At 64.7% G+C, this 25,687-nt stretch carries 19 protein-coding genes and 1 tRNA gene; 15 read left to right on the forward strand and 5 right to left on the reverse strand.

Annotated elements, in window-relative coordinates; all coding sequences use genetic code 11:
- Nucleotides 1-22: 22 nt before the first annotated feature.
- A complete protein-coding gene (gene carA, locus DFR52_RS20925; protein ID WP_110034124.1) occupies nucleotides 23-1,219 on the reverse strand; it encodes a glutamine-hydrolyzing carbamoyl-phosphate synthase small subunit in 1,197 nt (398 codons plus the stop codon).
- Between the two features lie 292 nt (nucleotides 1,220-1,511).
- Between carA and DFR52_RS20930 the strand changes: the two genes are divergently transcribed.
- The 3 genes from DFR52_RS20930 to DFR52_RS20940 all read left to right on the forward strand — a co-directional run bounded on the left by DFR52_RS20930 (nucleotide 1,512) and on the right by DFR52_RS20940 (nucleotide 3,276).
- Nucleotides 1,512-1,961, forward strand: a complete 450-nt coding sequence (locus DFR52_RS20930) for a GatB/YqeY domain-containing protein (protein ID WP_110034126.1) — start codon at nucleotides 1,512-1,514, stop codon at nucleotides 1,959-1,961.
- Between the two features lie 81 nt (nucleotides 1,962-2,042).
- Nucleotides 2,043-2,471 carry a hypothetical protein gene (locus DFR52_RS20935; protein WP_146215641.1) on the forward strand — a complete coding sequence of 143 codons (429 nt, stop codon included), beginning with the start codon at nucleotides 2,043-2,045 and terminating at the stop codon, nucleotides 2,469-2,471.
- A gap of 73 nt (nucleotides 2,472-2,544) precedes the next feature.
- A complete protein-coding gene (locus DFR52_RS20940) occupies nucleotides 2,545-3,276 on the forward strand; it encodes a LuxR family transcriptional regulator (protein WP_110033968.1) in 732 nt (243 codons plus the stop codon).
- Nucleotides 3,277-3,310: 34 nt separating this feature from the next.
- Here the strand turns inward: DFR52_RS20940 and DFR52_RS20945 are convergent, their stop codons facing one another.
- The gene (locus tag DFR52_RS20945; protein ID WP_158285010.1) at nucleotides 3,311-5,170 is read right to left on the reverse strand and encodes a putative bifunctional diguanylate cyclase/phosphodiesterase; all 1,860 of its coding nucleotides are present in this window, start codon (nucleotides 5,168-5,170) and stop codon (nucleotides 3,311-3,313) included.
- Nucleotides 5,171-5,485: 315 nt separating this feature from the next.
- On the opposite strand from DFR52_RS20945, the gene dnaG reads away from it, so the two are divergent.
- The 5 genes from dnaG (at nucleotide 5,486) to DFR52_RS20980 (ending at nucleotide 14,685) form a co-directional block, all read left to right on the forward strand.
- Complete coding sequence (gene dnaG / locus DFR52_RS20950) at nucleotides 5,486-7,453, forward strand: DNA primase (protein ID WP_110033970.1); 1,968 nt, start codon at nucleotides 5,486-5,488, stop codon at nucleotides 7,451-7,453.
- 298 nt (nucleotides 7,454-7,751) lie between these two features.
- Entirely contained in the window at nucleotides 7,752-8,927 is a 1,176-nt protein-coding gene (locus DFR52_RS20955; RefSeq protein ID WP_110033971.1) for a hypothetical protein, read from the forward strand.
- A gap of 469 nt (nucleotides 8,928-9,396) precedes the next feature.
- Nucleotides 9,397-11,445 (forward strand): RNA polymerase sigma factor RpoD, encoded by a 2,049-nt coding sequence (gene rpoD, locus DFR52_RS20960; protein ID WP_110033972.1) that lies wholly within the window; start codon nucleotides 9,397-9,399, stop codon nucleotides 11,443-11,445.
- Nucleotides 11,446-11,835: 390 nt separating this feature from the next.
- Nucleotides 11,836-14,262, forward strand: coding sequence for a hypothetical protein (locus DFR52_RS24330; protein ID WP_146215642.1), 2,427 nt, complete (start codon nucleotides 11,836-11,838; stop codon nucleotides 14,260-14,262).
- Between the two features lie 183 nt (nucleotides 14,263-14,445).
- On the forward strand, nucleotides 14,446-14,685 hold the full coding sequence (locus tag DFR52_RS20980) for an RND transporter (RefSeq protein ID WP_110033976.1): 240 nt from the start codon (nucleotides 14,446-14,448) through the stop codon (nucleotides 14,683-14,685).
- Nucleotides 14,686-14,784: 99 nt separating this feature from the next.
- On the opposite strand, the gene DFR52_RS20985 is transcribed toward DFR52_RS20980, so the two are convergent.
- Nucleotides 14,785-15,408, reverse strand: coding sequence for an FMN-binding negative transcriptional regulator (locus DFR52_RS20985; protein WP_110034128.1), 624 nt, complete (start codon nucleotides 15,406-15,408; stop codon nucleotides 14,785-14,787).
- Between the two features lie 352 nt (nucleotides 15,409-15,760).
- On the opposite strand from DFR52_RS20985, the gene DFR52_RS20990 reads away from it, so the two are divergent.
- From DFR52_RS20990 to DFR52_RS21015, 6 genes are all read left to right on the forward strand, one after another.
- On the forward strand, nucleotides 15,761-17,587 hold the full coding sequence (locus DFR52_RS20990; protein ID WP_110033977.1) for a methyl-accepting chemotaxis protein: 1,827 nt from the start codon (nucleotides 15,761-15,763) through the stop codon (nucleotides 17,585-17,587).
- Between the two features lie 529 nt (nucleotides 17,588-18,116).
- Nucleotides 18,117-19,415 (forward strand): DUF930 domain-containing protein, encoded by a 1,299-nt coding sequence (locus DFR52_RS20995; protein ID WP_110033978.1) that lies wholly within the window; start codon nucleotides 18,117-18,119, stop codon nucleotides 19,413-19,415.
- A gap of 83 nt (nucleotides 19,416-19,498) precedes the next feature.
- Nucleotides 19,499-19,912 (forward strand): ketosteroid isomerase-related protein, encoded by a 414-nt coding sequence (locus DFR52_RS21000; RefSeq protein ID WP_110033979.1) that lies wholly within the window; start codon nucleotides 19,499-19,501, stop codon nucleotides 19,910-19,912.
- A 17-nt stretch (nucleotides 19,913-19,929) separates the two neighbouring features.
- The gene (locus DFR52_RS21005) at nucleotides 19,930-20,538 is read left to right on the forward strand and encodes a GNAT family N-acetyltransferase (protein ID WP_210205881.1); all 609 of its coding nucleotides are present in this window, start codon (nucleotides 19,930-19,932) and stop codon (nucleotides 20,536-20,538) included.
- Between the two features lie 159 nt (nucleotides 20,539-20,697).
- A complete protein-coding gene (locus DFR52_RS21010; protein WP_110033980.1) occupies nucleotides 20,698-21,132 on the forward strand; it encodes a hypothetical protein in 435 nt (144 codons plus the stop codon).
- 1,117 nt (nucleotides 21,133-22,249) lie between these two features.
- Nucleotides 22,250-22,639, forward strand: a complete 390-nt coding sequence (locus DFR52_RS21015; protein ID WP_110033981.1) for a hypothetical protein — start codon at nucleotides 22,250-22,252, stop codon at nucleotides 22,637-22,639.
- Nucleotides 22,640-22,768: 129 nt separating this feature from the next.
- Here the strand turns inward: DFR52_RS21015 and DFR52_RS21020 are convergent, their stop codons facing one another.
- Nucleotides 22,769-23,509, reverse strand: a complete 741-nt coding sequence (locus DFR52_RS21020; protein WP_110034132.1) for an SIMPL domain-containing protein — start codon at nucleotides 23,507-23,509, stop codon at nucleotides 22,769-22,771.
- A 184-nt stretch (nucleotides 23,510-23,693) separates the two neighbouring features.
- Here DFR52_RS21020 and DFR52_RS21025 point away from each other — a divergent pair.
- A tRNA-Ile gene (locus tag DFR52_RS21025) sits at nucleotides 23,694-23,768 on the forward strand.
- Between the two features lie 100 nt (nucleotides 23,769-23,868).
- Here DFR52_RS21025 and DFR52_RS21030 read toward each other — a convergent pair.
- Nucleotides 23,869-25,494: a cobaltochelatase CobT-related protein gene (locus DFR52_RS21030; RefSeq protein WP_158285011.1), complete on the reverse strand. Its 1,626-nt coding sequence runs from the start codon at nucleotides 25,492-25,494 to the stop codon at nucleotides 23,869-23,871.
- Between the last annotated feature and the right edge of the window lie 193 nt (nucleotides 25,495-25,687).

The raw sequence follows: 25,687 nt of genomic DNA on the forward strand, positions 1-25,687 counted from the left end.
GCCGGGTTCAACCGTGGTCCGCTCAGCGTTCGGCCAGTGCCGGTTCGCCCTGGCGCTCGCGCACCATGTTGATGAAGCGCTTGAACAGATAGTGGCTGTCCTGCGGTCCGGGCGAGGCCTCCGGATGGTGCTGCACCGAGAACACCGGCTTGCCGGTCAACCGCAGGCCGCAATTGGAGCCGTCGAACAGCGACACATGGGTCTCCTCGACGCCTTCCGGCAGGCTGTCGGATTCCACCGCGAAGCCGTGGTTCATCGAGACGATCTCCACCTTGCCGGTGGTGTGGTCCTTGACCGGATGGTTGGCGCCGTGATGGCCCTGGTGCATCTTCACCGTGCGGGCGCCGAGCGCCAGCGCCAGGATCTGGTGGCCGAGGCAGATGCCGAAGAGCGGAATGCCGCTTTCGACAAGCTTGTTGATCTCGGCCACCGCGTACAGGCCGGTGGCTGCCGGATCACCCGGGCCGTTGGACAGGAAGATGCCGTCGGGATCGAGGTCGAGGATCGCGGCGGCCGTGGTATCGGCCGGCACCACGGTGATGCGGCAGCCGAGATCGGCGAGCTGGCGCAGGATGTTGCGCTTGATGCCATAGTCGATGGCGACGATGTGGGCGGCCCGGCCGTCGGAACGGCCGTAGCCGGTTCCCCAGCTCCATGCGCTCTCGTCCCAGCGCGACGACTGGCCGGAGCTGGCGGTCTTGGCAAGGTCGAGGCCCTCGAGCCCGCTCCAGGAACGAGCCAGCGTCTTGAGCGCCGGGATGTCAAAATTGCCCGCCGGATCATGGGCGATGACGGCGTTGGGCATGCCGTGGTCGCGGATCCAGGCCGTCAGTGCCCGTGTGTCGATGCCCGACAGGCCGATGATGCCGCGGGCCTTGAGCCAGGCGTCGAAATGGCGTGACGAGCGATAGCTCGACGGCTCGGTGACGTCCGCCTTGATCACCGTGCCGACGGCGCCGTGACGGGCCGCAGGCGTCAGGTCCTCGATGTCCTCGTCATTGGTGCCGATGTTGCCGATATGCGGGAAGGTGAAGGTGACGATCTGGCCCATATAGGAGGGGTCGGTGAGGATTTCCTGGTAGCCGGTCAGGGCGGTGTTGAAGCAGACCTCGGCCTGGACGTGGCCGGTGGCTCCGACGCCGGTGCCCTCGATCACGGTGCCGTCGGCAAACACCAGCACCGCGGTGGGCTTCTTGGTTGTCCAGGGAGGGGTGCTCATGGTCGCTCCGTTCCGGCCGTCGGCTGCGCTCCAGGGCTGCCCCTTGAAGAACGCCAGCGTCAGCGCCATTTGTGTTGCTGATGTCGAATCCGCGTCCGTGTGCGCGCGATCAGTTCCGACTGTTCATGTCATGCAGATGCAGGAAAATAGACAAGCCGGGTCGCGCGGTCAATCGGTCGCGCCTTGATGTCCCGGGAATTATCCACTTGAACTGCCCCTTGAAACGGGGGTAAGCAATCCGTCTGCCGTCGGCACCGCCACGGCAGGACCATGGGACCAGAGAACACATATGCTGCGTGAGAAATTTTCCGAGTCGCTGAAAGATGCCATTCGCGCCAAGGACAGCCGTCGCCTTTCAACCCTGCGCCTCATCCTTGCGGCCATCAAGGACCGGGACATCGCCAACCGCACGGCTGGCAAGGATCCGGTCAGCGATGACGAAATCCTGCAGATCCTGACCAAGATGATCAAGCAGCGCGAAGAGTCCGCCCTCATCTACGAGCAGGCCGCGCGGCTTGAGCTTGCCCAGCAGGAGCGTGACGAAATCGGCATCGTCAAGCAGTTCCTGCCGGTGCAGCTGCCGGAGGAAGAGGTTCGCGTGCTCTGCGCATCGGTGATCAACGAAACCGGCGCTCAGGGATTGCGCGACATGGGCAAGTGCATGAACGTGCTCAAGGAGCGTTATCCCGGCCGGATGGATTTCGCCAAGGCCTGCGGCATGGTCAAGGGCCTGCTGCAGTAACAGGGGCGCGGCGCGACCTCCGTCCGGTCGCATGGACGCCAGCACCGACCTCATTGCCATTTCCATCCGGACGTCACGTCGTTGTTCAGCAGCAATCTCCATCGGAACGACCCTCCAGAGCATTCCCCCGCCGATTTCGCGGTGTCGGCGGCGGACGTCGTCGACATCGCCGGAACCCTGTTTCCGCTCGGCCTGTGGCGGGCGGAGCTGGACACCGGGCTGTTCTACTGGTCGGCCGAAACATTCCGGATTCACGGCATGGAGTTTAGTGCCGCACCGATCAATCTGAAGCAGGCTCTCAGCTGCTACCACGCGCAGGATGTGCAGCTCATGGGTCGGCTGGTCGAAGATGCGGCGGTGGGACGAAGCGATTTCTCCGCCGCGCTTCGGCTTGGCGACGACGCCGGGGGCTATCGCCAGATCGTCTTTGGCGGCCGGTATCGGGATGTCGGCGCGGGCGAGCTGATCGGGTATTTCCACGAGGTTTCGGGGTCGCCGACACCGAAGTGATTTCCCGCTGCCGGGCCGGCGCGGTCGCCCGAGCCAGTGCATCGGAAGTCCAACAAAGAATTGATTTGTCCCATTGATCCAGCAACTCCTGACCCGCCCGCCCTACGCGGCCATCGCAACGATCCATTCGGTGTTCGATGCCATGCAGGTCCTGCGCCAGACCTGCAACAGCCTCGGCTTCCGGTATTTCTCGGTTCTGGCGGTGCCGCCGCTGGCGCTCGAGCAGAGCGTGTCGCTCTCGCGCCTGGCGATCCTGTTGAGCTGGCCGCGCGAACTGATCGCCGAATACGATCGGCTCGACCTGATCAAGACCAGTCCCATCCTCGACCAGCTGCGCCGCCAGATCACCCCGCTTATCTGGGATCTGGCCGCCGTCGCCGAGGCGAGCCGCGGGCCGCTGTTCGAGACCGTTCGGGCGATGTTCCAGCAATACGGGGTCACAAGCGGCATCTACTGTCCGGTGCCCGACGGCAAGGGATCGCTGCATGCCGTTTCGTTCATCGGCGACCGCGAAGCGCTGGACGCCGACGAGATCGCCACGCTTGCGCTGTTTTCCAGCCTGGTCGTCGAGCGTCTTGCCAGCGTCAGCCTGACCGCTTCGGCGTCGACCTCGGCCCTGTCGCCGCGCGAGGTCGAGGTGCTCAAGTGGACGGCCGAAGGCAACACCAGCAACGACATCGCCAGGATCACCGGTCTCTCGGAGCACACGGTCAACCATTATGCGGCGCTGGCAACCCAGAAGCTCGGCTGCACCAACCGGACCCAGGCGGTGGTGCATGCCATCCGGATGGGACTATTCAGCTAGGCCGTTCTCCGGACAGATCGCGGCGCGCTCCAGCCTACCGGCCTGCCGCCGTGTTTCGCGACGAAGCGACTTCCGCTCTGTCTGGAAATGCCGGAGCCGAGGCGGTGATCGTGGTCCCGCTCCTCGCCGGATGCCGGGTGGAATGGTCGGTGCCGGAGGCGGCGGCCTGCTTGGGAGACGTCGCTTCTCCGCGTTTGTGCTGCCATCCCTCGAAGGCCGCCAGCGTCATCGGCCGGGCGAAATAGAAGCCCTGGATTTCGTCGCATCCGAGAGCCGAGGCGGCTGAAACCTGTCCGATGGTCTCGGCGCCTTCGGCGACGACGCGGCAGCCGAGATTCCTGCCCAGCTGGATGATCGACCGGGAGACCTCCTTGCCGGCGCCCTCGGTCTCCAGGCCGGCGACAAACGAGCGGTCGATCTTGAGGATGTCGAATTTCAGGGTGGCGAGCTGCGCCAGGTTGGAGTAGCCGGTGCCGAAGTCATCGATCGCAAAGCGGATGCCGAATTCCCGCATCGGATCTATCTGTCCCCTGACCATGGCGATGTCGGTGCTGGCGATGGTCTCGGTGATCTCGATCGTGATCAGCTGCGGCGGACAGCCGTGGGCCTTGACCAGTTCGATGACGGTGGTGCTGAAATCGGCCTGCTGGAACTGCTCCAGCGACACGTTGATGGAGACCTCGATGGCCCGGCCCAGGGCCGTCCATGCCGCGCACTGGCGCACCGATTTCTCCATGACGAACATTCCGAGGTCGACAATGATGCCGGTCCGCTCAGCCATGGCAATGAACTCGCCGGGCTCGATGACACCACGCAGGGGATGGTTCCAGCGCACCAGCGCCTCCACGCCGGCAAGCGACCAGTCGAGGGCGTCGACCTTGGGCTGATAGTAGACTTCCAGTTCGCCTCTGGCGACGGCTTCCCGCAGTTCCCGCTCGGTGGCTTCCGCCTGCAGCAGCACGTCCAGCATTGGCTGATCGAGAACGCATGTTCCCGCCAGCCGGGGATTTGCCAGCACCTGGCTGCGGGCAAGCGCCGCCCGTCGCAGGATGAAGCGGCCGTTGCCTGCATGCAGCGGGTAGGAGGCGATGCCGACGCCGATGGTCAGCGCGATCCTGTGCCCCTCGACCGCCACCGGTTCCACCATAGCCGCATGCATGGCGCAGGCCAGGCGCCTGATGCCGTCCGGATCTGAAAGACCAGGCATGTGCAGGGCGAAATCCTTCATGCCGATCCGGGCCAGGATCGGGCCGCCCCGGCCCGCGGGCCTGCCCGCATTGACGCGGTTGCCTTCGATCGTCGCCATCGGCGTGACCGCCAGCAGCCGTTCGGAAATAATCCGCATCGCCTGGTCGCCGCAATCATGGCCGTAGCGTTCCAGCACATGGCGCAGCTCGACGACGTCGATGAAGAACACCGAGCCCGCGGCGGACGGCGCGCTGTCGATGTGCGCGTCGAGGCCGTGCACCAGGACATGCCAGTTGGCAATTCCCGTGGCCGGGTCGAAATTGGCCAGATCGGTGATCCTCGCATGGGCCTGGCGCAGCCGCCTCACCATGGTCCGCATGCTGTCGGCCAGCAGCCCGATGTCGCAGGCGCAGTCGACCGAGATGTCGGTGTCGAGATTGCCGCCGGCGATTTGGCGGGCGGCGTCGGTCAGGTCGCGGATCGGCCCCGTCAGGCCCGCGCTGATCCTGTGCATGAGCGCTGCACAGATCAGAAGGCTGAGGGCCGCCAGGCCGAGCCGCACTTGGAACTGCGGAATCTCGTGCCCGAGCCATCCCGGAAGAGCGGTCAGCACCATGGCAAGCCCGCCCAGGGCGGCGAAGATCAGCGACAGGCGCATGCGGGTGCTGTTGAGGCCTTTTCCATAGTCGGCTGGAGCGGATGACATGCGCGGATTTCCGGGTTGAGGGTCCGCGACGCGGAGCATCGGCGGCCGGCAGGGTGCTGTGGAGAGGCGACATGCTGTGACGCTCCGCTGCGGCATCATGCCTGTCGGTCGTGCTGCGACCGAGTGCGTAATCTCTTGATTAGCAGCGTTGGATGAAGCGGCGATTGCCGCGGATGCTGCAATTTTAACGAACCGGCCGGTTGCGGCGGGCCGCGGCGAAGCCGTGAACTCTCCTTTCGCCCTTGGCCAATGGCAGCTGTCGGGCCTATATGGAGGACTGATCCCCAAACCAGCGCGTCGGAGGTGCTTGTCGCAATGCGGTTTTCCCCGTCATTCCTTGACGAAATCAGGGAGCGCGTCCCGATCTCGGACGTGATCGGCCGGCATGTGACGTGGGACAAGAAGAAGACCAACACCTCGCGCGGCGACTGGTGGGCATGCTGCCCGTTCCACGGCGAGAAGTCGCCCAGCTTTCACTGCGAGGACAAGAAGGGCCGGTACCACTGCTTCGGATGCTCGGTCTCGGGCGATCATTTCAGGTTCCTCACCGAAATCGAAAGCCTCAGCTTTCCCGAGGCCGTCGAGCGCATCGCCGGCATGGCGGGCGTGCAGATGCCGGCCCCAGACCTCGAGGCCGAGCGGCGCGAGAAGAGCCGCGCCACGCTGGAAGACGTCATGGAACTGGCCACCGCGCATTTCGAGGCTCAGTTGCAGGCGCCCATCGGCGCCAGGGCGCGCGCCTATCTGCGCGACCGCGGCCTGTCGGGACGCACGCTGTCCACCTTCCGGCTCGGATACTCTGCCGACAGCCGCAACGCGCTCAAGGAATTCCTCGCCGCCAAGGGCATCGAGAAGCAACTGATCGAGGACTGCGGCCTGGTGGTGCACGGCCCCGACATCCCGGTCAGCTACGACCGCTTCCGCGACCGGGTGATGTTTCCGATCCTGTCTTCGCGCGAGCGCGTCATCGCCTTCGGCGGCCGGGCGCTGTCGGAGACGACGCCGGCCAAGTATCTCAACTCGAACGAGACCGAGCTCTTCCACAAGGGCAATGTGCTCTACAATTTCGCCCGCGCCCGCCGCGCCGCGGGCAATGACGGCACGCTGATTGCGGTCGAGGGCTACATGGATGTCATCGCGCTGCACCAGGCCGGCATCGAGAACGCGGTCGCGCCGCTCGGCACGGCGCTGACCGAGAACCAGCTCAAGCTTCTCTGGCGGATCACGCCCAATCCGGTGCTCTGCTTCGACGGCGACGAGGCCGGCCAGCGCGCCGCCGCCCGCGCCGTCGACCTGGCGCTGCCGCATATCGGGCCGGGGCGGTCGGTGCGCTTCGCCGTCCTGCCGCCGGGCAAGGATCCCGACGACCTGGTGCGCCACGACGGCCGCGAGCCGTTCGACCAGGTGATCGAGGCGGCGCGACCGCTCGCCGCCATGGTCTGGAGCCGCGAGGCCGGCAGCGGCGTGTTCGAGACCCCCGAAAGCCGCGCCGAGCTCGAGGCGCGACTGAGGCAGGTGACCGGCACGATCGCCGACGAGAGCGTCCGCTTTCACTACCAGCAGGACATGCGCGAGCGCATGCGCGCTTTCTTCGGCGGGCCGGGGCCGCGTCAGCGCAACCAGGGCGGCCAGGAGCGCCAGCCGCGCCGCCAGGGCGGTCAGGGAGGCGCGCGCGACGCATTCCGCGCGCCGGACCGCAACGTCACGATCACCGACCGGCTGGCACAATCCGCCATGGTTCGCGGTCATGCCGAGCTGCCGGCATTGCGCGAGACCGTGCTGGTGATGACGGTCGCCAACCACCCGCAGATGCTCAACGAGGAGTTCGACGAGCTGGCGACGTTGGAGTTCGACGACAAGGCGCTGACCCGGATCTGGCAGGCGATGCTCGACACCGCGTCGGCGGGCGGCCGGCTCGACCGCGAGCACCTGATGGCCGCCATCGAGCTGGCCGGCCACGGGCCGCTGATCGAGCGGCTGGAGCAGCAGGTGCGAAATGCCCGGATCTGGACGGCCACTGTGCTCGCCGCCGCCGAGGACGCGCGCGAGGGCTACAGCCAGGCGCTGGCCCTGCACAAGCGCACCCGCGCGCTGAAATGGCAGAAGGCCGAGCTCGAGCGCGACATCGCCGAATGCGAGGACGTGGAGGAGAGCTACGCCATCATTGCGGCGCTGCAGCAGGTGCAGCTCGAGATCGTGCGGCTGGAGAACCAGGAAGCCATCATCGACGGCTTCGGCGTGCTCTCCGGCCGCGCCAAGAAGGGCTCCGGCGGCATGGGTTGAGCCGCGGCCGGCGCCGCAAGGCAGACGTCTTAACCGCACCGATGACCTGGTCAGGCATGGACCCCGACCGTGACGCAGCCCGATGCCGCCCCCGGCTCGCATGCGCTATACTGCGTTGATGCCTTTCCAGCCTGGTATGTATTGAATTCGTTCAGCTTTGAACCGTCTGTCAAATATTCATATTGAGTCGCTTCATGTATTGATATAGATATTAACTTCTTTGAAGCAGTGCATTTCTGGGTGTCTTTTGTGATTTTCTGGCAAATCTGCCGGTTACGATCTCGGGGGAGGGGTGGGAATGTGGGAATCTGAAACAACGCGGACGCTTGGTATCGCGATCGTCGTCGGCCTTGTCGTGGTGGCGCTGCTGGTGCCTTTGCTCCGTTCGCTGATCAAGCGCGACGTCGAGATTCTTCGGCTCAATGCCGGTCGGGCGGATGGCATCCCCTTTAGTGCCATGTTCATTCTGATCATCCTTGGCGGGACGGTCCTTCTCGGCCTGCTCTTCTGGATTTTCCAGCCCGCCCAGGACCACTCCAGCAGCGGCTTCGGCACTCTCGCCGGCCTGATCCTGCTCGGCATGGTCGTCTTCATCGGCATCATGAACATCCTCACCCTGTCGGCTTCGCGGATCGGCATGCTCGACGGCCGCCAGCCCTTCGGCCTGCCGGAAGGCTCGGTGCGGGCCATCCTGACCATCGCCTTCATCGTGCTGGTGGGCGTGCTGTCGTCCTTCCTGCTCACCGGCTCCAACAATCGCACCGGCTACAGTGCCCGCAGCATCCTGCTCCAGACTGTCCAGGACGAAAAGACAGCGCAGGACCTGGCCCGCGATATCCGCGCCACCCAGGGCGGGAATGCGCTCGTCGCGATCGAGCGAGTTGGCCCGCTGGGCGACGCCGGCGCAGTGCCTCCGGTCGAGGCTGCAGGAACGCAGGGCGACACTGCGCCGACCGCATCGCCGGGCCCCGAGTTCCGGATCGTGGTCTACCCGAAGGTCGACAATTCCGTCGCCGACGACATCTCCAAGCAGACGCTGACCATGGTATCGACAATCCTGGCGGCGATGATCGGTTTTTACTTCGCCACCCGCAGCGACGCCGGCGCCGCCGACCCGGCCAACGTCGTTCGCACCGACGCGCTCAAGCGACTGCGTGAACTCGCCGAGTCGAGCAAGCCGGAGGCGGCGCTGAGCACGGCGAGGAGCCGGTTGGAAGAATACAAGAAGCGGCTGGCGCAAGCCAGCAAGGGCGACGCTAAGGCAGTGGCAGCCGACGACGGGTCCATCCAGAAATGGACCGATGAACTGGCAGGGCTTGATGCCACGCTGAAATCCGCCAAGGCTGTGGGCGATGATGACAACGCGTCCTACACCGCCAGCATGGAGGCGGCCCGCAATATCGAGAGGGTCAACGCCGCGCTGCCGGTTCTCCAAAAGGCAATAGCCGACAAGCTGGATGCATTGCCCGCCTGACTCCGCCGAACGGCGGCCGCTGCGAAATGTCCCGCCAGGGCTGATTCCTGCCCAAAAGGGCCGCACTTTGCGGCGCGCCCCTTGCGCTTGTGTCGGGCGGCACTACATCAACGCTCAGGCCGGAGCCTGCGGAAAGTCGGTATATATGGCTGAATCGCGGACTCTCTCGGGTTTTTCACCGATAAACCTTGACGGACGGGCTTTTTGTGGGAATCACCTTCTGTGAGAAGATGGTGTCCAGCCCCGGTTTTCCGTGGGAAAATTCGGCTTGGCACAAATTCATGCCGATGCTGCGGCAAATCGGGCCTGCGGGCGGCATGGTTAACAGGGAATTAGGTATCCATACGCCACAACGATCTTGATGATTCGCGTGCGCCCGCCGGCGTGGATTGAACGAAGGTGGTTCGGCCTTGGCCGACGACGCGGCAACGAAGCAACCGAATGAAGACGATCGGGAAAGTGACTGCCCATGGCAAGCAAGGTTAAAGAAGCAGCCGAAGACGGCGAGACCGAACGCGAGACCGGCACTGACGGTCCGTTGCTCGATCTGTCGGATGACGCCGTCAAGAAGATGATCAAGACCTCGAAGAAACGGGGTTATGTGACGATGGACGAGCTCAATGCCGTCCTGCCGTCGGAAGAGGTAACCTCGGAGCAGATCGAGGACATTCTCGCCATGCTGTCCGACATGGGCATCAATGTGGTCGAGGAGGACGAAGCCAGCGAGGATTCGCCGGCCGAGAGCGATTCCGACAACGAGGAGGAAAGCGAAGGCGGCGAGATCACCACCGCCTCGTCGACCGCCGTTGCCGCCACCAAGAAGAAAGAGCCGACCGATCGCACCGACGACCCGGTGCGGATGTATCTGCGCGAGATGGGCTCGGTGGAGCTTTTGTCGCGCGAGGGCGAAATCGCCATCGCCAAGCGCATCGAGGCCGGCCGCGAGACCATGATCGCGGGTCTGTGCGAAAGCCCGCTGACGTTCCAGGCCATCATCATCTGGCGCGAGGAACTCAACGAGGGCGCGACGCTGCTGCGCGAGATCATCGACCTGGAGACCACCTATTCCGGTCCCGAGGCCAAGGCCGCGCCGCAGTTCCAGAGCCCGGAAAAGATCGAGGCCGACCGCAAGGTGGCCGAGGAAAAGGAGCGCGTCCGCTCCGAGCGCGCGTCAGCCGACGACATCACCAATGTCGGCGGCGAGCAGCAGCGCTTCGAGGAGGACGACGAGGACGACGACGAATCCAACCTGTCGCTGGCGGCCATGGAGGCCGAACTGCGCCCGCAGGTGATGGAAACGCTCGACCTGATCGCCGAGACCTACAAGAAGCTCCGCAAGCTGCAGGACCAGCAGGTCGAGGCCCGGCTTGCCGCCACCGGCACGCTGTCGCCCGCCCAGGAGCGCCGCTACAAGGAGCTCAAGGACGCGCTGATCAAGGCGGTCAAGTCGCTGTCGCTCAACCAGAACCGCATCGACAACCTTGTCGAGCAGCTCTACGACATCAACAAGCGCCTGGTGCAGAACGAAGGCAAGCTGCTTCGCCTGGCCGAAAGTTACGGCGTCAAGCGCGAGGACTTCCTGCAGCAATATTACGGCGCCGAGCTCGATCCCAACTGGATGAAGTCGATTTCGAACCTTTCGGCCAAGGGCTGGAAGGAATTCTCCAAGGCGGAATCCTCCGGCATCCGCGACCTGCGCGCCGAGATCCAGTTCCTCGCCACCGAGACCGGCATCGCCATCGCCGAATTCCGCCGCATCGTGCAGATGGTGCAGAAGGGCGAGCGCGAGGCGCGCATCGCCAAGAAGGAAATGGTCGAGGCCAATCTCCGGCTGGTGATCTCGATCGCCAAGAAATACACCAACCGCGGCCTGCAGTTCCTCGATCTCATCCAGGAAGGCAATATCGGCCTGATGAAGGCGGTGGACAAGTTCGAATACCGCCGTGGCTACAAGTTCTCGACCTATGCCACCTGGTGGATCCGGCAGGCGATCACCCGCTCGATCGCCGACCAGGCCCGCACCATCCGCATTCCGGTGCACATGATCGAGACCATCAACAAGATTGTCCGCACCTCGCGCCAGATGCTGCACGAGATCGGCCGCGAGCCGACGCCCGAGGAACTGGCCGAAAAGCTCGCCATGCCGCTCGAGAAGGTGCGCAAGGTGCTGAAGATCGCCAAGGAGCCGATCAGCCTCGAGACGCCGGTCGGCGACGAGGAGGATTCGCATCTGGGCGATTTCATCGAGGACAAGAACGCCATCCTGCCCATCGACGCGGCGATCCAGGCGAACTTGCGCGAAACCACCACCCGCGTGCTCGCCTCGCTCACCCCGCGCGAGGAGCGCGTGCTCAGGATGCGCTTCGGCATCGGCATGAACACCGACCACACGCTCGAGGAAGTCGGCCAGCAGTTCTCGGTCACCCGCGAACGCATCCGCCAGATCGAGGCCAAGGCGCTGAGGAAGCTCAAGCACCCGAGCCGCTCAAGGAAGCTGCGGTCGTTCTTGGATAGTTGACAAGTTCCACTCTCCCCCTTGAGGGAAGCGAAAACTTGGGCTTGGCGTGGCCAAGTCCTTAGTTTTCGCAAGTGAGGGGGAACGATCCGGAGTTAAGAGCCCTGCCATCGCGCCGGGTCTTTTGTTGCGGTTTGTCTGCTTGGCCGTGGACACCAACCCCCGTCATTCCGGCCCCGACCGAGACAAGCGAAGAGATGTCGTCGCCTCCGGAATCCAGCCACGACGCGTCCGCGTCGTGAAAGACTCTTCTGGCTCGCAGACGCTCCCCGCTGGATGCCGGGTTAAGCCCGGCATGACGGAGGAGAGCCTTTGCCAGAGTTAAACCGTACATTCCTGTTGCGCGGGCCGCAGCTTTGGCGTGTAGTCTCGCCGTGAAGGGGAGGCTGCATTTTGGCGGACAGGCTCAATTTTGAAGATGGCGACACGCTTAAAGTCTGGTTGAAGGATGAGCCGGCGACCTGGGCGCAGGCGATTGCGGCGCGATGCGCGTTGAGGGTTTTCCCTTTGGTGTTTTCATTGGTAGACCATCCTAGCGGCCCAGACTTCCTTGATCTTAAACAGGAATTGATTCTGAATGTATGGCGTGCGACCTTCATATCATGGGTCTGCCGTATGTATCCGAAATATGATCTAAAGGCCGCCGCCGCCGCCGCCGCGTCTGTTACTAACGCCGCCAATGCTTTCACAAAGGCCGCTTCCAAAAAGACAACGTCGCAAACGTTCCCCGCACTTTCTAAAGCAGTTTCTGCGACCTCATCTGAAGCCGCGGCTTTCTACGCGTGCAGTGCGGCTTCCTACGAATCCAGAGCCACCACTGCTTCAGCGGCTTCTAATGCCGCCGCCGCCGCGTCTCAAGCGGCCCTTGGGGATCGATATTTTGTTTGGAGTGCTGTCAATGCCGATGTGCAGTTCCTACAAGCTGGAAACGTTTCAGAATCTCCGGTTCCCCGTCTGGTTTCCATGCCTTTGTGGATCGAACCGATTCCGGAAAGCGAACGATATAAGACAAATTCTCCAGAATTTACGCGATTAGCGTTCGACCGCTTTGCCAATCTTGACTGGGTGCGCAATAGCCCATGGGAGTTGATAACCGATTGGTACGTTGCTGTTTTGCCGAATGACAAGACCGCCAAGCCAAGCAGCCGGTTCGGAGAGAGGGCGGATATTGTAATCGCTACGCAGCCGGATGAATTTTGGGACCGTGAGCCGCAGATTGTCCTGGACGCTATCGCAGAGATCGTCGCGAGGGAAATGCCAGAACAACCCGTTGATAATTGGGATCATTCGCGGTTTAGCATCATCAGAACAGCAAAAGATGGATATTGGGGACGTGGTACAATATTTTCTTTTGATGCCCGACGATTCCTTGAGCATACGAATGCATTTTACACAGAAGAATTTTCTCCTCTGGATGATCGAGTTCAGGCGAATCTATTAAACATCCCAACTCTATTTACATATGAACAAGTGGCTTCGGCGCAATCCAGAATTGGTCACATTTCAGCCATCACGAAAAATGGAAATACATTGGATTTCACAGTAGCGTTTGACGAGGAAGCCGGTTGGATAGACACCGAGAAACTGGAGAGGGTCAAGGTCGAACTTGGGATCGATACGAACTTTGAACTCCATCGTACCCACTGGTCGATCAAAGAGGGCGACCTGTATCAAATACTCCATGATGCAAGTCTCATATCTGACGCCCACCAGCCAACTATCGCTGACTTCATAGTCAATTATATAGAGGCAGCGTACGAGCCTGTTACGATAGATCAAATCCGATCAGCGTTCCGAGATGCCAATTATCCGGTCATCGATAAAACGATGCGTGGCGAACTAAGTCGATTGGCTAAAATCGGGGGCATCCGGCGGGTTGATCGAGGGCTATATGCTAACAAAAGTTGGGTTGCTCCCTCAGTCAATCAGCCGCCGACGCCGGAATCCGGTCCCGGGCCTAAATACGGTGTCGTTGATGGTAGGTTAGCAGCCCTTGCTTCCCCGCCGCCTGACGATGAAACGACGGCGCAGGAAAGGCTCATCGCACGCCTGAAACGGGACATTGGTGTGTTGAATGAACTCGCCAAACCGATTGGCAACAGCCACCCCCATCTGGCTGGTGCCATTGCGGAATATGGTGAATTGCTTTCGGCAAGTATCGAAGAGATGGATGTGACAGGGTTGTGGTCCGTCGGCAGTTCGTTGGCCGGCTATGCCCAGGCCTTTCGCGATCAGAATATTGCCCGGACATTATCCGAACCGTTGGAACCGCAACTGGATGGTCTCCTGCAGAGCGTCGTGAGGCAGCATGGCGCGTTCATTCTTGGCTTTGAAGAAGGACGCGATCTTGTTAGCCGAGCGGATGAATTCGCGCTTGATCGAAACAGGCTTGCCGAAATCGAGCAGCCTGGAAATGAGCTCCTTGAGGAACTCACAGAAAACGCAGCTTTGGTCGATGATGCGACTCGAGATTTGCATGCGCCGGTCAGAGATTATCTTCATGATGTCGGGTGGATGGCAAATCGTGCCGGTTATTCGGGCTATTTGATTATTCGAAATAGCATCAGGGCAGTCATTCATTTGACCATTGGTAAAGAGCCCACGGTTGCGGCAATAGTCGGCGCGCTGGCCGGCGTTTCCGTGATGGCTGGCGATCCCAACATGAATTTTCTGCGGGCGGCGCTCCCGTTCCTGAGGGAAAATGCTCCCCAGCTCATTGCTTTCTTCAACCACTCGCCAGAAATGAAAGCGTATGTGGAATGGGCGTTGAGAATCGTTGGCGAGGTGGAGATGGCCGAAAGGTATGAATCCGACGACTGACCAGGGGCTATTGCCGCGAACTTCGTCCGTATTCTCCGTTCGCATATGCAGGTCCCCCCCGTGCGCGCGCCATATTCGCCCATTTGAATGTGTGGCGCTGGACATTCCGCTGCGTCGACATGATATGCGCGTCAACGCCGCCGGCCCCTGCCTGTGGTCGCATCATGCCGGAGGCGGATCCCGATGGAACAGCTGACCCATTTTCTCAACCAGTTTCCCTGGCCCATCGTGATCATCGCCTGCCTGACGCTGGGGCTGGCGCCGTTCTTTCCGGAGCCGCATATCTGGGAGAAGCTGAAGATGCTGGCCTCCGGCACGCTCGGCAAGCCGATCGATATCCTCGATCTGCTGATGCATGCGAGCCCCTTCATCGTCGCGGCGCTGAAGCTGGCGCTGATGCTGCATGCGGCGAAATCGGCCTGAGAGGCCGATCCGGGCTGATCGGTCGGATGCGCGGTTAAGGGCCTGGCCGCGGCGGCCGGTGAAGACAGGTGGACCATGGTTGCCGGGCAGGGCCCGCCGTCACTCCCCTTCAACTTGCCGCATCAACCGCGCCATTTCGGCGGTCTCGCTGCCGATGCCGGCCGCCTCGACCCCGTCCGCGGCGCCGAGGCGGGCTGCCGCGGTCTTGTTCTGGTTGAGCTTCCAGGTGCCGTCGATGGTCTCCACCTGCATGGCCACGGGCACGATCTGGCGCTGCATGCGGGCGTAGATGTCGGGATCCATCTTGTCGATCTTCCATGGCGTCTTGCCCGCGATGCGGCTTTCCATCTGGGCGGAAAGCCGTTCGAGAATGCCGTGCAGGTCGCCCTGTTCCAGCACCTCAAGCCGGCCGCGCAGGTGGACGGCGACATAGTTCCAGGTCGGCACCTGGTTTTCCAGGCCGTACCAGTCGGGCGAGACATAGGCGTCGGCGCCGGTGACCGCGATCACCGCCGGCTGGGGATCTGCCAGCAGGCGGAAGATCGGATTGGAGCGCACGAGATGCGCCTCGAGCCGGGTGCCGTCTTCCGACAGTCGGAACGGGATGTGGCTCATCAGCGGGCCGTCCGGCCCGTTGACCGCCAGGCTGCCGAAGCCGCGGGCCCGGGCGAAATCGACATGCGCCCGGCGCGGCGCGGTGCGGTAGATCGGATTGGGATGCATGGTTGATGTCCTGGGATGGCGCGGCGTTGCCGCATTGATGCCGCGCCGGCTCTTCCGGCGCAACCGGTTTCCGGTGCCGGCTCGGTCGCGGCCGGGTCTCGTCCGGCCGCCCGCCTTCTTCCCGGCGTGGGCTGCGCTTTCGGACCGGCGATATCTCGGGTGGCGCGCGGCAGGTTTCGTTAACCCTGCTTGGGCAGATTGGAGGGGCAAGACGATGGCAGCCATGACGGATGCCGGCGAACCGCCCGTTTGCACCTGTTCGCCCGTGTCCATCCGAAGCGGAGCCCCGGCGGTGCCGCCCAGGCCCATCCGCCCGGCTGCCGCCAGCCCGCTTCAAACCCAGGGATCGTCCATGAAAACCCTTTCCATTCGCAGCAAGCTCATCGCCATCGGGGTGGCCACCGCGGTCGGCTTCGTCAGCCTCGTCGGCATCGGTTGGGTCACGGGCAGCCGCAGCCTCGCCTCGCTCGACGCCGCCGATGCCCTGAGCGGTGACGTCGAGGTGATCAGCACCATGCGCTTTGCCAACATCAAGCTCATCCTCGCGGCCATGGATTCCATCATCGACCGCGAGGAGGGCGCCATGCAGCCCGAGCGCACCGAGATCATCGCCAGCTCGCTTCGGATCATCCGTGACGGCATCGAGACCGCCGCCCGCGTCGCCGTCCTGCTCGGCGAGGCGGACCTGACCGCGACGCTGGTCGCCGACGTAGCCGAACTCGCCAGGGCGGTCGAGGTCGACCTGCCCGGCCTGATCGCCAGCCGCGCCGACGCCGGCGCCTTCGCCGCCCTCGATGACGCCATCGACGGCGGCGGCGAGCGGGCACAGCAGGCCTTCACCGTTCTGGCCGAGCGCGGCACGGCGCGGATGCACGCCGAACTGGCGGCCGCCCACGCGGCGGCGGAGGAGTCCAAGATCCTGCAGTCCTCGTCGGCGCTCGTGTTCCTCGTGCTGGTCTGCGTGCTGACGGCGCTGATCGGCCGCGGCATCATCGGCGCGCTGGCGCGGCTGCGCGCCGACATGCAGGCGGTGGCCGGCGGGGAGTTGCGCCGCGAGATCAAGGGGGCCGAGGGCTCCGACGAAATCGGCCTGATGGCGCGCGCGCTGGTCTCCTTCCGCGAGGCCGCCGTCGACAAGGCCCGCATCGAAGCCGAGGCCGAGGCCGGCCGCTCGACGGGCGAGCGCGAGCGCGCCGAACGCGAAGCTGCCAAGGCTGACGAGGACGCCGAGTTTCAGAGGGCCGTCGAGGCGCTGGCCGGCGCGCTCACGGAGCTTTCCCAGGGCGATCTGCGGGTCCATATCGATCAGCCGTTCACCGCCGGGCTGGAGCGGCTCAGGCTCGACTTCAACACCTCCATCCGCCGCCTCTCCGACACGCTCAGCCAGGTGGCGCATTCCAGCGGCGCCATCAACGCCAATGCCGGCGAGATGCGCGCCTCGGTCTCCGATCTCTCGCACCGCACCGAACAGCAGGCGGTGTCGCTCGAGGAGACCTCGGCGGCGCTCGACCAGATCACGGCCACGGTGCGGTCGTCCTCGCAGCGCGCCCAGGAAGCCAGCCGCATGGCCGACGAGGCGGAGGCCGACGGCGCCTCCTCCAACGCGATCGTCGCCGATGCCGTCTCCGCCATGGGGCGGATCGAGGCGGCGTCCGGCGAGATCGCCAAGATCATCGGCGTCATCGACGAGATCGCCTTCCAGACCAATCTGCTGGCGCTCAACGCCGGCGTCGAGGCTGCGCGCGCCGGCGAGGCGGGCAGGGGCTTTGCCGTTGTCGCCCAGGAAGTGCGCGAACTGGCGCAGCGCTCGGCCGGCGCGGCCAAGGAGATCAAGACGCTGATCGAGCGGTCGGCCGCGGAGGTCAGGAGCGGCGTCGATCTTGTCACCGCCACCGGCAGCGCGCTGTCCAAGATCTCCGGCCGGGTGATCGACATTTCCGGCCATATCGGCGAGATCGCCACGGCGGCGCGCGAACAGTCGAGCGGGCTCGACGAGATCACCTCGGCGGTCAACCAGCTCGACCAGGTGACCCAGCAGAACGCCGCCATGGTCGAGGAAGCCACCGCGGCAACCCACAGCCTCGCCGGCGAAAGCGACAGCCTGGCCGCGCTGCTCGGCAGCTTCCGGCTGGCGCAGCCCGGCCAGTCCCCGGCCCGGGACGGCCGCCGCGCCGCCTGAGCCGGTTCGCCTCCATCCACCGCAACCGCTGATGCCCCACCCCTGCCCTGAAGGGGGCGGGGACAAGGCCCACTGCCCGTCCGGACACGGGTGGCCCCTCCACACTATTTGACTCTCGCAGCGCCCGTGAGGCGGGGCTGCCGGGCGTCAGCTGTCGGCGTGACCCCGGCCACCGCTGCACCCATTTCGGGAGGGCGCGCTGCCTGAGACGGGTCCGGCCGCTTTGCCGTCGCCGCAACCACCGATACCCCCACCCCTAACCCCTCCCCTCAAGGGGGAGGGGGAATAGACCATTGCAGCGCCTCGGAGGTACTGCCGTTTCATCTTGTCACGGATACCGCCACGCTTGCCGAACAAACCTCCCTCCCCCTTGAGGGGAGGGATTGAGGGTGGGGGTATTCTCGACGGCGACCCGTGGCGCGAGCCGGACCGTGGGTCGATCTGCGAAAGGCCGCCGGGTCTCGAACCGCGAGCGGCCGGCTGCCGGACCGGTCTTGTTTTCGGCCCAATTGGCGGTATGGATCGCCGCATGACAGCGTGGACGAGGATCACCCAGGGTCTGCCGGGGCGGGGGCTGCTGATTTCCGCGGCGCTGCACGGCGCGGCGGTGCTGGTGCTGCTTGTCACCATGGATCCGACGCAGCCTGAGTCCGCGGCCGAGCCGCCGGCCGTCGAGGTGACGCTGGTCGAGCCGCCGCCGCCGGTTCCGCAGGCGGAGGCGCCGCAACCGCCGGACCCGGCCGCCGAGCCGGACCCGGAACCGACCGCGGAGCCCCCGGCCGCGCCGCCGGAATTGGCCGTGGCAGAGCCCGGGCCGGAGCCGGGCGCGACGGCAGCGGAGCCGGCCGAACCCGAGCCTGCGCCGGCACCCGAGCCGCAACCCGCAGCCGCGCCCCCCGTCGAGCCGGAGTCCCCTGAGACCGAAGTCCCTGAGCCCGAAGTCCCTGAGCCCGAAGCCCCCGCGCCCGAAGCCCCCGAACCGCCCGCCGAGCCGGAAGCGGCGGAACCGGAGGTCCTCGAGCCCGAGGAGCCCGGCGGCGCCGGCCCGTCCGACGCCGAGGCGGCGCCGATCCCGGTGCTGCGGCCGGTGGTCCGCTTCGGCGAGGAGGACAGCGGCCCGCGGCTCTCCCCGGATGGCAATGCCGCCGAGGACCCGGCCGACGAAGCGCCGGATGCGCCGGGCGAGCCGCCGGCCGATACCGCCGCCGCAATGCCCGATCCCGCGGCCGAGCCGGCCGGGGCCGAAGCCGACACGCCGGAGGCAGGAACGGAGCCGGCCCCGACGCTCGCCCTGCCGGAGATCTCGCTGCCCGAGGCCGCCCTTGCCGGCTCACCCCAGAGCCTGGTCGAGGCGGCCGAGAGCACCCGGCTGCAGCCGGCGCCCGCCGAGCCGCCCCCCGCAACGGAGACCGCGCCTCCCGAACCCGCGCCCAATGCCGCCGCATCGACGCTGCCGGATGCGCAGGCCGAGCCGCTGGCCGCAGCGAAGCGACTGTTTTCCACACGCATCTCCGGCGACGCGCTGGCGATGACGGCGGCGGGCACGCTGCCGCGCGAGGTCAGGGCCAGCGAGCTCTGCACCACCGAACTGCGCGAGCAGTTGCGCCATGCCGGCCGCCGCCCGGAGCTGCTGCCCGCCTACCGGCTGGCAAGCGGCAATGTGCTTGAGGTCCGCGACGCCGCCTTCCGCGCCGAAGGAAGCTGGTACGCGCTGCAGTTCCGCTGCACGGTCGATGACGCGGCGATGCAGGTCGAGGGCTTCGCCCTCACGGTGGGCGCGGCCATTCCGCGCGCCCAGTGGAAGGCGAGGGGATTCCCCGACTTCTGACCCTGCTCGGCGCGGCGATTGCGCTTCCCCCTTGTCAGGACCCGCCCGGCCATGGCACCCATCTCTGCAACCAAGGAGCCGATATGACCGCACAATCCACCGCCGCCCTGATCCGCCGCTATCTCGACGCCTTCAACGCGCGCGATTTCGACGCCATGCTCGCCTGCCTGTCGGAGGATGTCGTCCACGACATCAACCAGGGCGGCCGCGAGATCGGCCGCGACGCCTTCCGCTGGTTCAATGCCCGCATGGCCGAGCATTACGAGGAGACGCTCGGCGACATCGTGGTGATGGTCGATGACAGCGGCCACCACGCGGCGGCCGAGTTCACCGTGCGCGGCCGCTATCTCAAGACCGACGAGGGCCTGCCGGAGGCCACCGGCCAGTCCTATTCGCTCACCGCCGGGATCTTCTTCGAGGTCGAGGACGGGGCCGTCACCCGGGTGTCGACCACCTACAACCTGCCGGCCTGGATCGCCCAGGTTCAGGCCGGGTGAGCGCCGGGCCGCCCGGCATGACCCCACTGGCCACGCCGCTGAGCTATCAGGTGACGGCCGGCGACGATGTCGGCCACCTCGTCGACGAGCTGGCGCGGCTGCGCATCGCGGTGTTTGCCGACTGGCCCTATCTCTACGACGGCGACCCGGACTACGAGGCGCGCTATCTTGCGCGTTTCGCCGCCTCGACCGGGGCCGTGGTGGTGATCGCCCGCGATCCCGACGGGCGCATTGTCGGCGCCGCCACCGGGGCGCCGCTCGCCGATCATGCCGACGAGTTCGCCGCCCCCTTCGCCGCCGCCGGGCTCGATCCCGCCGATTTCTTCTACCACGCGGAATCCGTGCTGCTGGCGCCCTGGCGCGGCCATGGCGCCGGCCGCGAGTTCTTCCGGCTGCGCGAGGCGGCGGCGCGCGCGCAGGGTTTTCGCCGCGCCGCCTTCTGCTCGGTCATCCGCCCCGACGATCATCCCGCCCGCCCCGAAGGCCAGTCCTCGCTGGAGCCGTTCTGGCGCCGGCTCGGCTACAGCCCGCTTCCGGGCCTGGTGGCGCAGTTCTCCTGGCGCGACCGCGGCGAGGCCGGCGACAGCGTCAAGCCGATGCAGCTGTGGAGCCGGACGCTCGGCTGAGCCTGGCAGGCCGCGTCCGCCCGGCCGCGAAGCTGAACGGCGCATGAACGGGGCCTTCTGGCTGTGTTCAGCCCGGGTGCCATAGGATCAATTGCATCGATCGGATCCCCGGTCGAGGCATGCACCCGCGGCGCTCCGCGCCTTTACAGGACCCTTGTCATGAGTCGCTTCCTCAAATCAGCCATTCTCGCCCTGTCGCTTGCCGCCGCCGGTCTGTCGGCCGCCACACCGGCCGCCTCCGCCGCCGGCCTCGAATACCGCTTCGGCGGCGGTGAATCCTCCGTCATCATCCGCGGCCACGACCGCGGCTCCGATTGGGGCCATGATCGGGATCGCGACGGCGAGCGCCGCCGCGACCGCGACGACCGCGGCGGCTGGGGCCGCGACGGCGCCCGTCACCACGGCCAGCATCTGGCGCAGGGCTTCTGCGATCCTGCCCGCGCCATCGACAAGGCCCGGTCGATGGGCCTGCGCCGGGCGCGCGTCGCCGACGCCAGCCGCCGCACCCTGACCGTCGACGGCTTCCGCCGCGGCCGCCTGGTCGAGATCACCTTCGGCAATGTCTGGTCCTGCCCGGTCGCCGATTACCGCTAGACATTGCAAACCGGGTGACTTCCACCGCGTGCGGGCAGGGTGGCCGCCCACGAGCCGCTCAAGCTGCCGCACCCCGCACCCTCCACCCGTCACCCCGGCCCCCGAGCCGGGGTCCAGCCACCGCGCTTCCGCGCGGTGAGACGACTCCCTTCTTGCGGACGGTTCGAAGGAGTCTCCCGGCTCGCCGACGCGAGCCGCTGGATGCCGGCTCGGGGGCCGGCATGACGGCGGAGAGGGCGCCGTCAGGCCCGAGAATCGACGGATGCGCAACCTCAACCAGTCCCCAAAGCCCCACGACTTTCCGGGCGGCGTACCTCATGCAATCATCGCCGGATGCGGGATGTCGGGGACAGTTTACTCTTGGCAGCGGATCAGGCCACGGGCACAGTCCCAAAAGTAAACTGTCCCCACCCCTCATCCGCCTACGGGCCTTCCGTCGCCCTTCGAGGCTCCCTGCGCTGCGCTGCGGTCGCATCTCAGGGTGAGGGAAGGGGCAGCGCACCCTCCACACCGTCACCCCGGCCCCCGAGCCGGGGTCCAGCCACCGCGCGTCCGCGCGGTGAGAAGACTCCCTTCTTGCGGACGGTCCGAAGGTGTCTCCCGGCTCGCCGACGCGAGCCGCTGGATGCCGGCTTGGGGGCCGGCATGACGGCGGAGAGGGCGCCGTCAGGCCCGAGAATCGACGGATGCGCAACCTCAACCAGTCCCCAAAGCCCCACAGCTTTCCGGGCGGCGTACCTCATGCAATCATCGCCGGATGCGGGATGTCGGGGACAGTTTACTCTTGGCAGCGGACCAGGTCACGGGCACAGGTCCAAAAGTAAACTGTCCCCACCTCTCATCCGCTTCACCGGCCTTCCCTCGCCCTTCGAGGCTCCCTGCGCTGCGCTGCGGTCGCACCTCAGGGTGAGGGAAGGGGCAGTGCCCGCTCCACCCGTCACACCAACTGGAGCCGCGCATTCCCCCAATCCTCCGGCGCGGCGCAAGCTGAACGGCAAATGAACGCGGGTTTCGGATTGGGTTCAGGCGCGGCCGGCTAGGGTCAGCTCAATCGATCGGGTGACCCGGTCGAGACGGGGTACCGAACGGCGCAAGGCGCCAACCAAGGAGATCAGTCATGAACAGCTTCATCAAGACCGCATTGGTCGCACTCTCGCTCGCAACCGCCGGCCTGAGCGTGTCCGCGCCCGCCGCCTCCGCCGCCAGCATCGGCATTTCCATCGACGGCTCCGGCGCCAGCGTGCAGCTGGTGCGCGACCACGGCCGCAATGACGGCTGGCGCCGCGACCACGGCCGCCGCGATGACTGGCGCCGCCACGGCCCGCGGCGCGACGGCATCTGTGCGCCGCAGCGCGCGCTCAACAAGGCCCGCCACATGGGCGTGCACCGCGCCCGCGTCACCGACGCCGACCGCCGCATCGTCAAGGTCCGCGGCGTCCATCGCGGCCACCGCGTCAACGTGATCTTCGCCAATGCCCGCGGCTGCCCGGTGATCGGCTACCGCTGACACCTGCCCGCATGAAGCGGAATCCGCTTCGCCGACAGGCTCCACGCACGAAAAACCCCGGCACCGCAAGGTGGCCGGGGTTTGTCGTCTCTGTCTCTTCCGGCGCGGAGCGGCTCCGGCCGTCCCGGCTCAGGGGGCGATCTCGAAATTGATGCTGACGCTGACGCGGTATTCGTTCTCGCCCGCGGCCATCGGCACGGAGGAGTCCGAGCGCATGGCCGACTTGGCGAACTGCGCCTCCATCATCGGCATTGGCGGCTGGCTCGAGGACTGCTCGGAGATCTGGGTGATGCGGCCGAGCTTGACGCCCGCGGCATCGGCCAGCTGCTGCGCCTTGGCCATGGCGCGGCTGACCGCGTCGCGGCGGGCCTCCTCGATGGCGGTGTCGGGATTGTCGTTGGTGAAGCGGACGTCGCCGCCCTGGTTGACGCCCAGCGTCACCGAGGCGTCGAGGATGGCGCCGAGCCGGTCGAGGTCGCGGATGCGCACCGACAGCGTGTTCTGCACCTGGTAGCCGATGATCGAGGGCGGAACCTGCTGGCCGTCCTTGGGCTCGGGATAGAGCCAGCGCGGCTGGATTGAGAAGCCGGCGGTCTGCAGGTCGCGCTCGGCGATGGATTCGGCCTTCAGCGCCGCCATCAGCTTGTCCATGGTGGCGTTGTTGGCGTCAAGCGCCGCGCGCGCCGTCTCGGCCTCGTTGAGCACGGTGAGCGTCGTCACCGCCATGTCGGGCGCCATTGCTGCGCTGCCTTCAGCGGAGACGGAGATCATCGGCGGCGCCGGCGGCTCGGCAAGGGCCGGCACGGCGGCGAAGGCGAAGAGGGATCCGGCGAGCAGAAGCCCGCGGGCCGAAAGGTCAAATGCACTCATGAAATGGCTCCGTTTGGTCATGTCCCGACATCCGCCGTGATGACCGGGGATTGTGGGCGGATTGCGGCGACGGCTTGTGAAGCCCCGCTTTATGGTCTACATGCCGGACGTCCCCGAGCCGATGCCAGCCGCATCGCCCGGCACGACCCGGCAGTCCTGCCGCGACCCGTGTCCTCCGGTGGCCGGGCCTGTAGCTCAATGGTAGAGCCGGCGGCTCATAACCGCTTGGTTGGGGGTTCGAGTCCCTCCGGGCCCACCAGATCTTGCGGCGCTTGTCGCGAGTGTAGCTTGTCGCGCGGTTTTGCATTTTTTGTCACCGGGTTTTGCCACACGCGTATTTTAGCGCGCTTCGAAAAAGGCTATTGAGGAATGCTATCTTTGGGCCCTGGCTTGATCCGGGGACGACGCTTCCGAGCACGAAATGGAGAGGATTCTGGTAGCTTTGCTGGCCGTTCAACTGCCTTCTGGAATGCCCCAATTCGTTGGGTGTCATGCCGCAGAATCAGAGACAGCAAATTCAGGAGGTCTGGACCAATCTGTTCGTCATCAAGGGTCGGGCTACTCTGCCCGTAGTAAGCGTCGACATTGTATCCGATACCCACACCATAAAGTTCGACGTCATCCAGAGACCTTATCCAGCCAGCGCTTGATTGGAGGTGATCGTGCAGGAACGAACCTGCGTTAACTGATAGGGTTGAATCGTCGACAGGAGCTCCGTCGCTCAACACGACGAGAATTTTGCGTGCGGCATGACGGCGCTGCAAACGGGTATAAGCCCATAAGAGGGCCTCGCCGTCGATGTTTTCCTTCAGGAGACCGTCCCTGATCATGAGCGAGAAATTAATATCTGCTTCCTGAAACGTTTCGTCGAAGCTCTTGTAGACAATGTGTCGGAGGTCGTTCAAACGTCCAGGAGATCCGGCTTTATTGTCAGAGAGCCACATTTCCCTCGACTGACCACCCTTCCAAGCCTTGGTGGTGAACCCTAAGATCTCGTTGCTGAGACCAGCGCCCGACATGATCGAGGACGCGATCGATGTCCAAGTGGCAACGTTTCGGATCTTGTCTCCGCGCATGCTTCCCGAATTGTCAATCAGTATGGACAGCGAAATGTCTTGGTCGTTTGCGACGCCAGCGATATGGGCAGCTCCATTTTCAATCGCGTCTTCAAATTGCAGGGATTGCTCACGAATGGTTTTAAGGAGAGCTTGGTGTAGCGCAAGACTTTCGTCAGATGACATCAGCTGGCGCGGGCTGATCACCTCGTCAAACTTCGTCGTGTATGCGTAGTAAGGCTGCTCCTGCGCACGTTTTAATGTGCTGGCCGAAGCTTTTTCGTCCCGTGCTACGGGGATCGCAAGCGGATTCGCAGCAATAACAGTTGCCGGAGCGGTCACCTCGGCCGGAGGTGGCGGTGGACGCAAACTCTGGGTTAGATTCAGCTTGCTTTGAGTTGCAGCCTCAAGCTGCGCGCGCAGATTGACCATAGTTTCCTTAATCGTCGTCGCAAGTGTCGCGATCTGTTTGCGGATGATCGAATCGTCGAGCTCGGTAAATCTCAGTTCACGCCAGTCCGACCAATTTCGTTCCCGGAGGGTCGCTGCCATATCGTCCGGGTGCTTCGCTGAGTCGTCAATTTCGTCGGCCGTGACGTAGTAGATCGGCAGAATCAAGCGAGGAAGGCCAAGCGCACGCTCTCGAAGGATAAACGCCTCGAACTCTTCCCGGCACATATGGCTACGAAAATAACTAGGTGTGATGATCGGGATGAGGAATGAGATGCTGTCTATTGCCTCCTTGATCCGCTCCCTCCATCGCTCACCCCAATCTATGTCATTGCGGTCCTGGAAGATCGGAAAGGGAAAACCTGTTTGTATGCGGACTTCGCCTTCAAGGCGCGTTCTGAGATCAGATATCCGGCCACGATCGTGCGCATCATCATCTCGGACATAACTTAGGAATGCCAGTGGATCTTTATTCTGCATGAACCGTCTCGATTGTGAAATCTGATCGCCACAACATATGCGAAAATAGACAATTGTCATCTTGCCCAGAATGCCGGCAGGTCTCGACGACCGACACGGAGGCACGCAGCCGTCGAAGCTGCTTACAAACTGATTGGCAGCTTCCCGTACTTGCCACACAAAACCTGACCATTCGCTTATCAACCCATGTCGC

The sequence above is a fragment of the Hoeflea marina genome (assembly GCF_003182275.1).
In the GTDB taxonomy this organism is placed as follows: domain Bacteria; phylum Pseudomonadota; class Alphaproteobacteria; order Rhizobiales; family Rhizobiaceae; genus Hoeflea; species Hoeflea marina.

Coding starts and splice junctions, on each gene's coding strand:
- carA (WP_110034124.1), bottom strand. CDS start 1,219: ATGAGCACCCCTCCCTGGACAACCAAGAAGCCCACCGCGGTGCTGGTG.
- DFR52_RS20945 (WP_158285010.1), bottom strand. CDS start 5,170: ATGTCATCCGCTCCAGCCGACTATGGAAAAGGCCTCAACAGCACCCGC.
- dnaG (WP_110033970.1), top strand. CDS start 5,486: ATGCGGTTTTCCCCGTCATTCCTTGACGAAATCAGGGAGCGCGTCCCG.
- DFR52_RS20955 (WP_110033971.1), top strand. CDS start 7,752: ATGTGGGAATCTGAAACAACGCGGACGCTTGGTATCGCGATCGTCGTC.
- rpoD (WP_110033972.1), top strand. CDS start 9,397: ATGGCAAGCAAGGTTAAAGAAGCAGCCGAAGACGGCGAGACCGAACGC.
- DFR52_RS20980 (WP_110033976.1), top strand. CDS start 14,446: ATGGAACAGCTGACCCATTTTCTCAACCAGTTTCCCTGGCCCATCGTG.
- DFR52_RS20985 (WP_110034128.1), bottom strand. CDS start 15,408: ATGCATCCCAATCCGATCTACCGCACCGCGCCGCGCCGGGCGCATGTC.
- DFR52_RS20990 (WP_110033977.1), top strand. CDS start 15,761: ATGAAAACCCTTTCCATTCGCAGCAAGCTCATCGCCATCGGGGTGGCC.
- DFR52_RS20995 (WP_110033978.1), top strand. CDS start 18,117: ATGACAGCGTGGACGAGGATCACCCAGGGTCTGCCGGGGCGGGGGCTG.
- DFR52_RS21000 (WP_110033979.1), top strand. CDS start 19,499: ATGACCGCACAATCCACCGCCGCCCTGATCCGCCGCTATCTCGACGCC.
- DFR52_RS21005 (WP_210205881.1), top strand. CDS start 19,930: ATGACCCCACTGGCCACGCCGCTGAGCTATCAGGTGACGGCCGGCGAC.
- DFR52_RS21010 (WP_110033980.1), top strand. CDS start 20,698: ATGAGTCGCTTCCTCAAATCAGCCATTCTCGCCCTGTCGCTTGCCGCC.
- DFR52_RS21015 (WP_110033981.1), top strand. CDS start 22,250: ATGAACAGCTTCATCAAGACCGCATTGGTCGCACTCTCGCTCGCAACC.
- DFR52_RS21020 (WP_110034132.1), bottom strand. CDS start 23,509: ATGAGTGCATTTGACCTTTCGGCCCGCGGGCTTCTGCTCGCCGGATCC.
- DFR52_RS21030 (WP_158285011.1), bottom strand. CDS start 25,494: ATGCAGAATAAAGATCCACTGGCATTCCTAAGTTATGTCCGAGATGAT.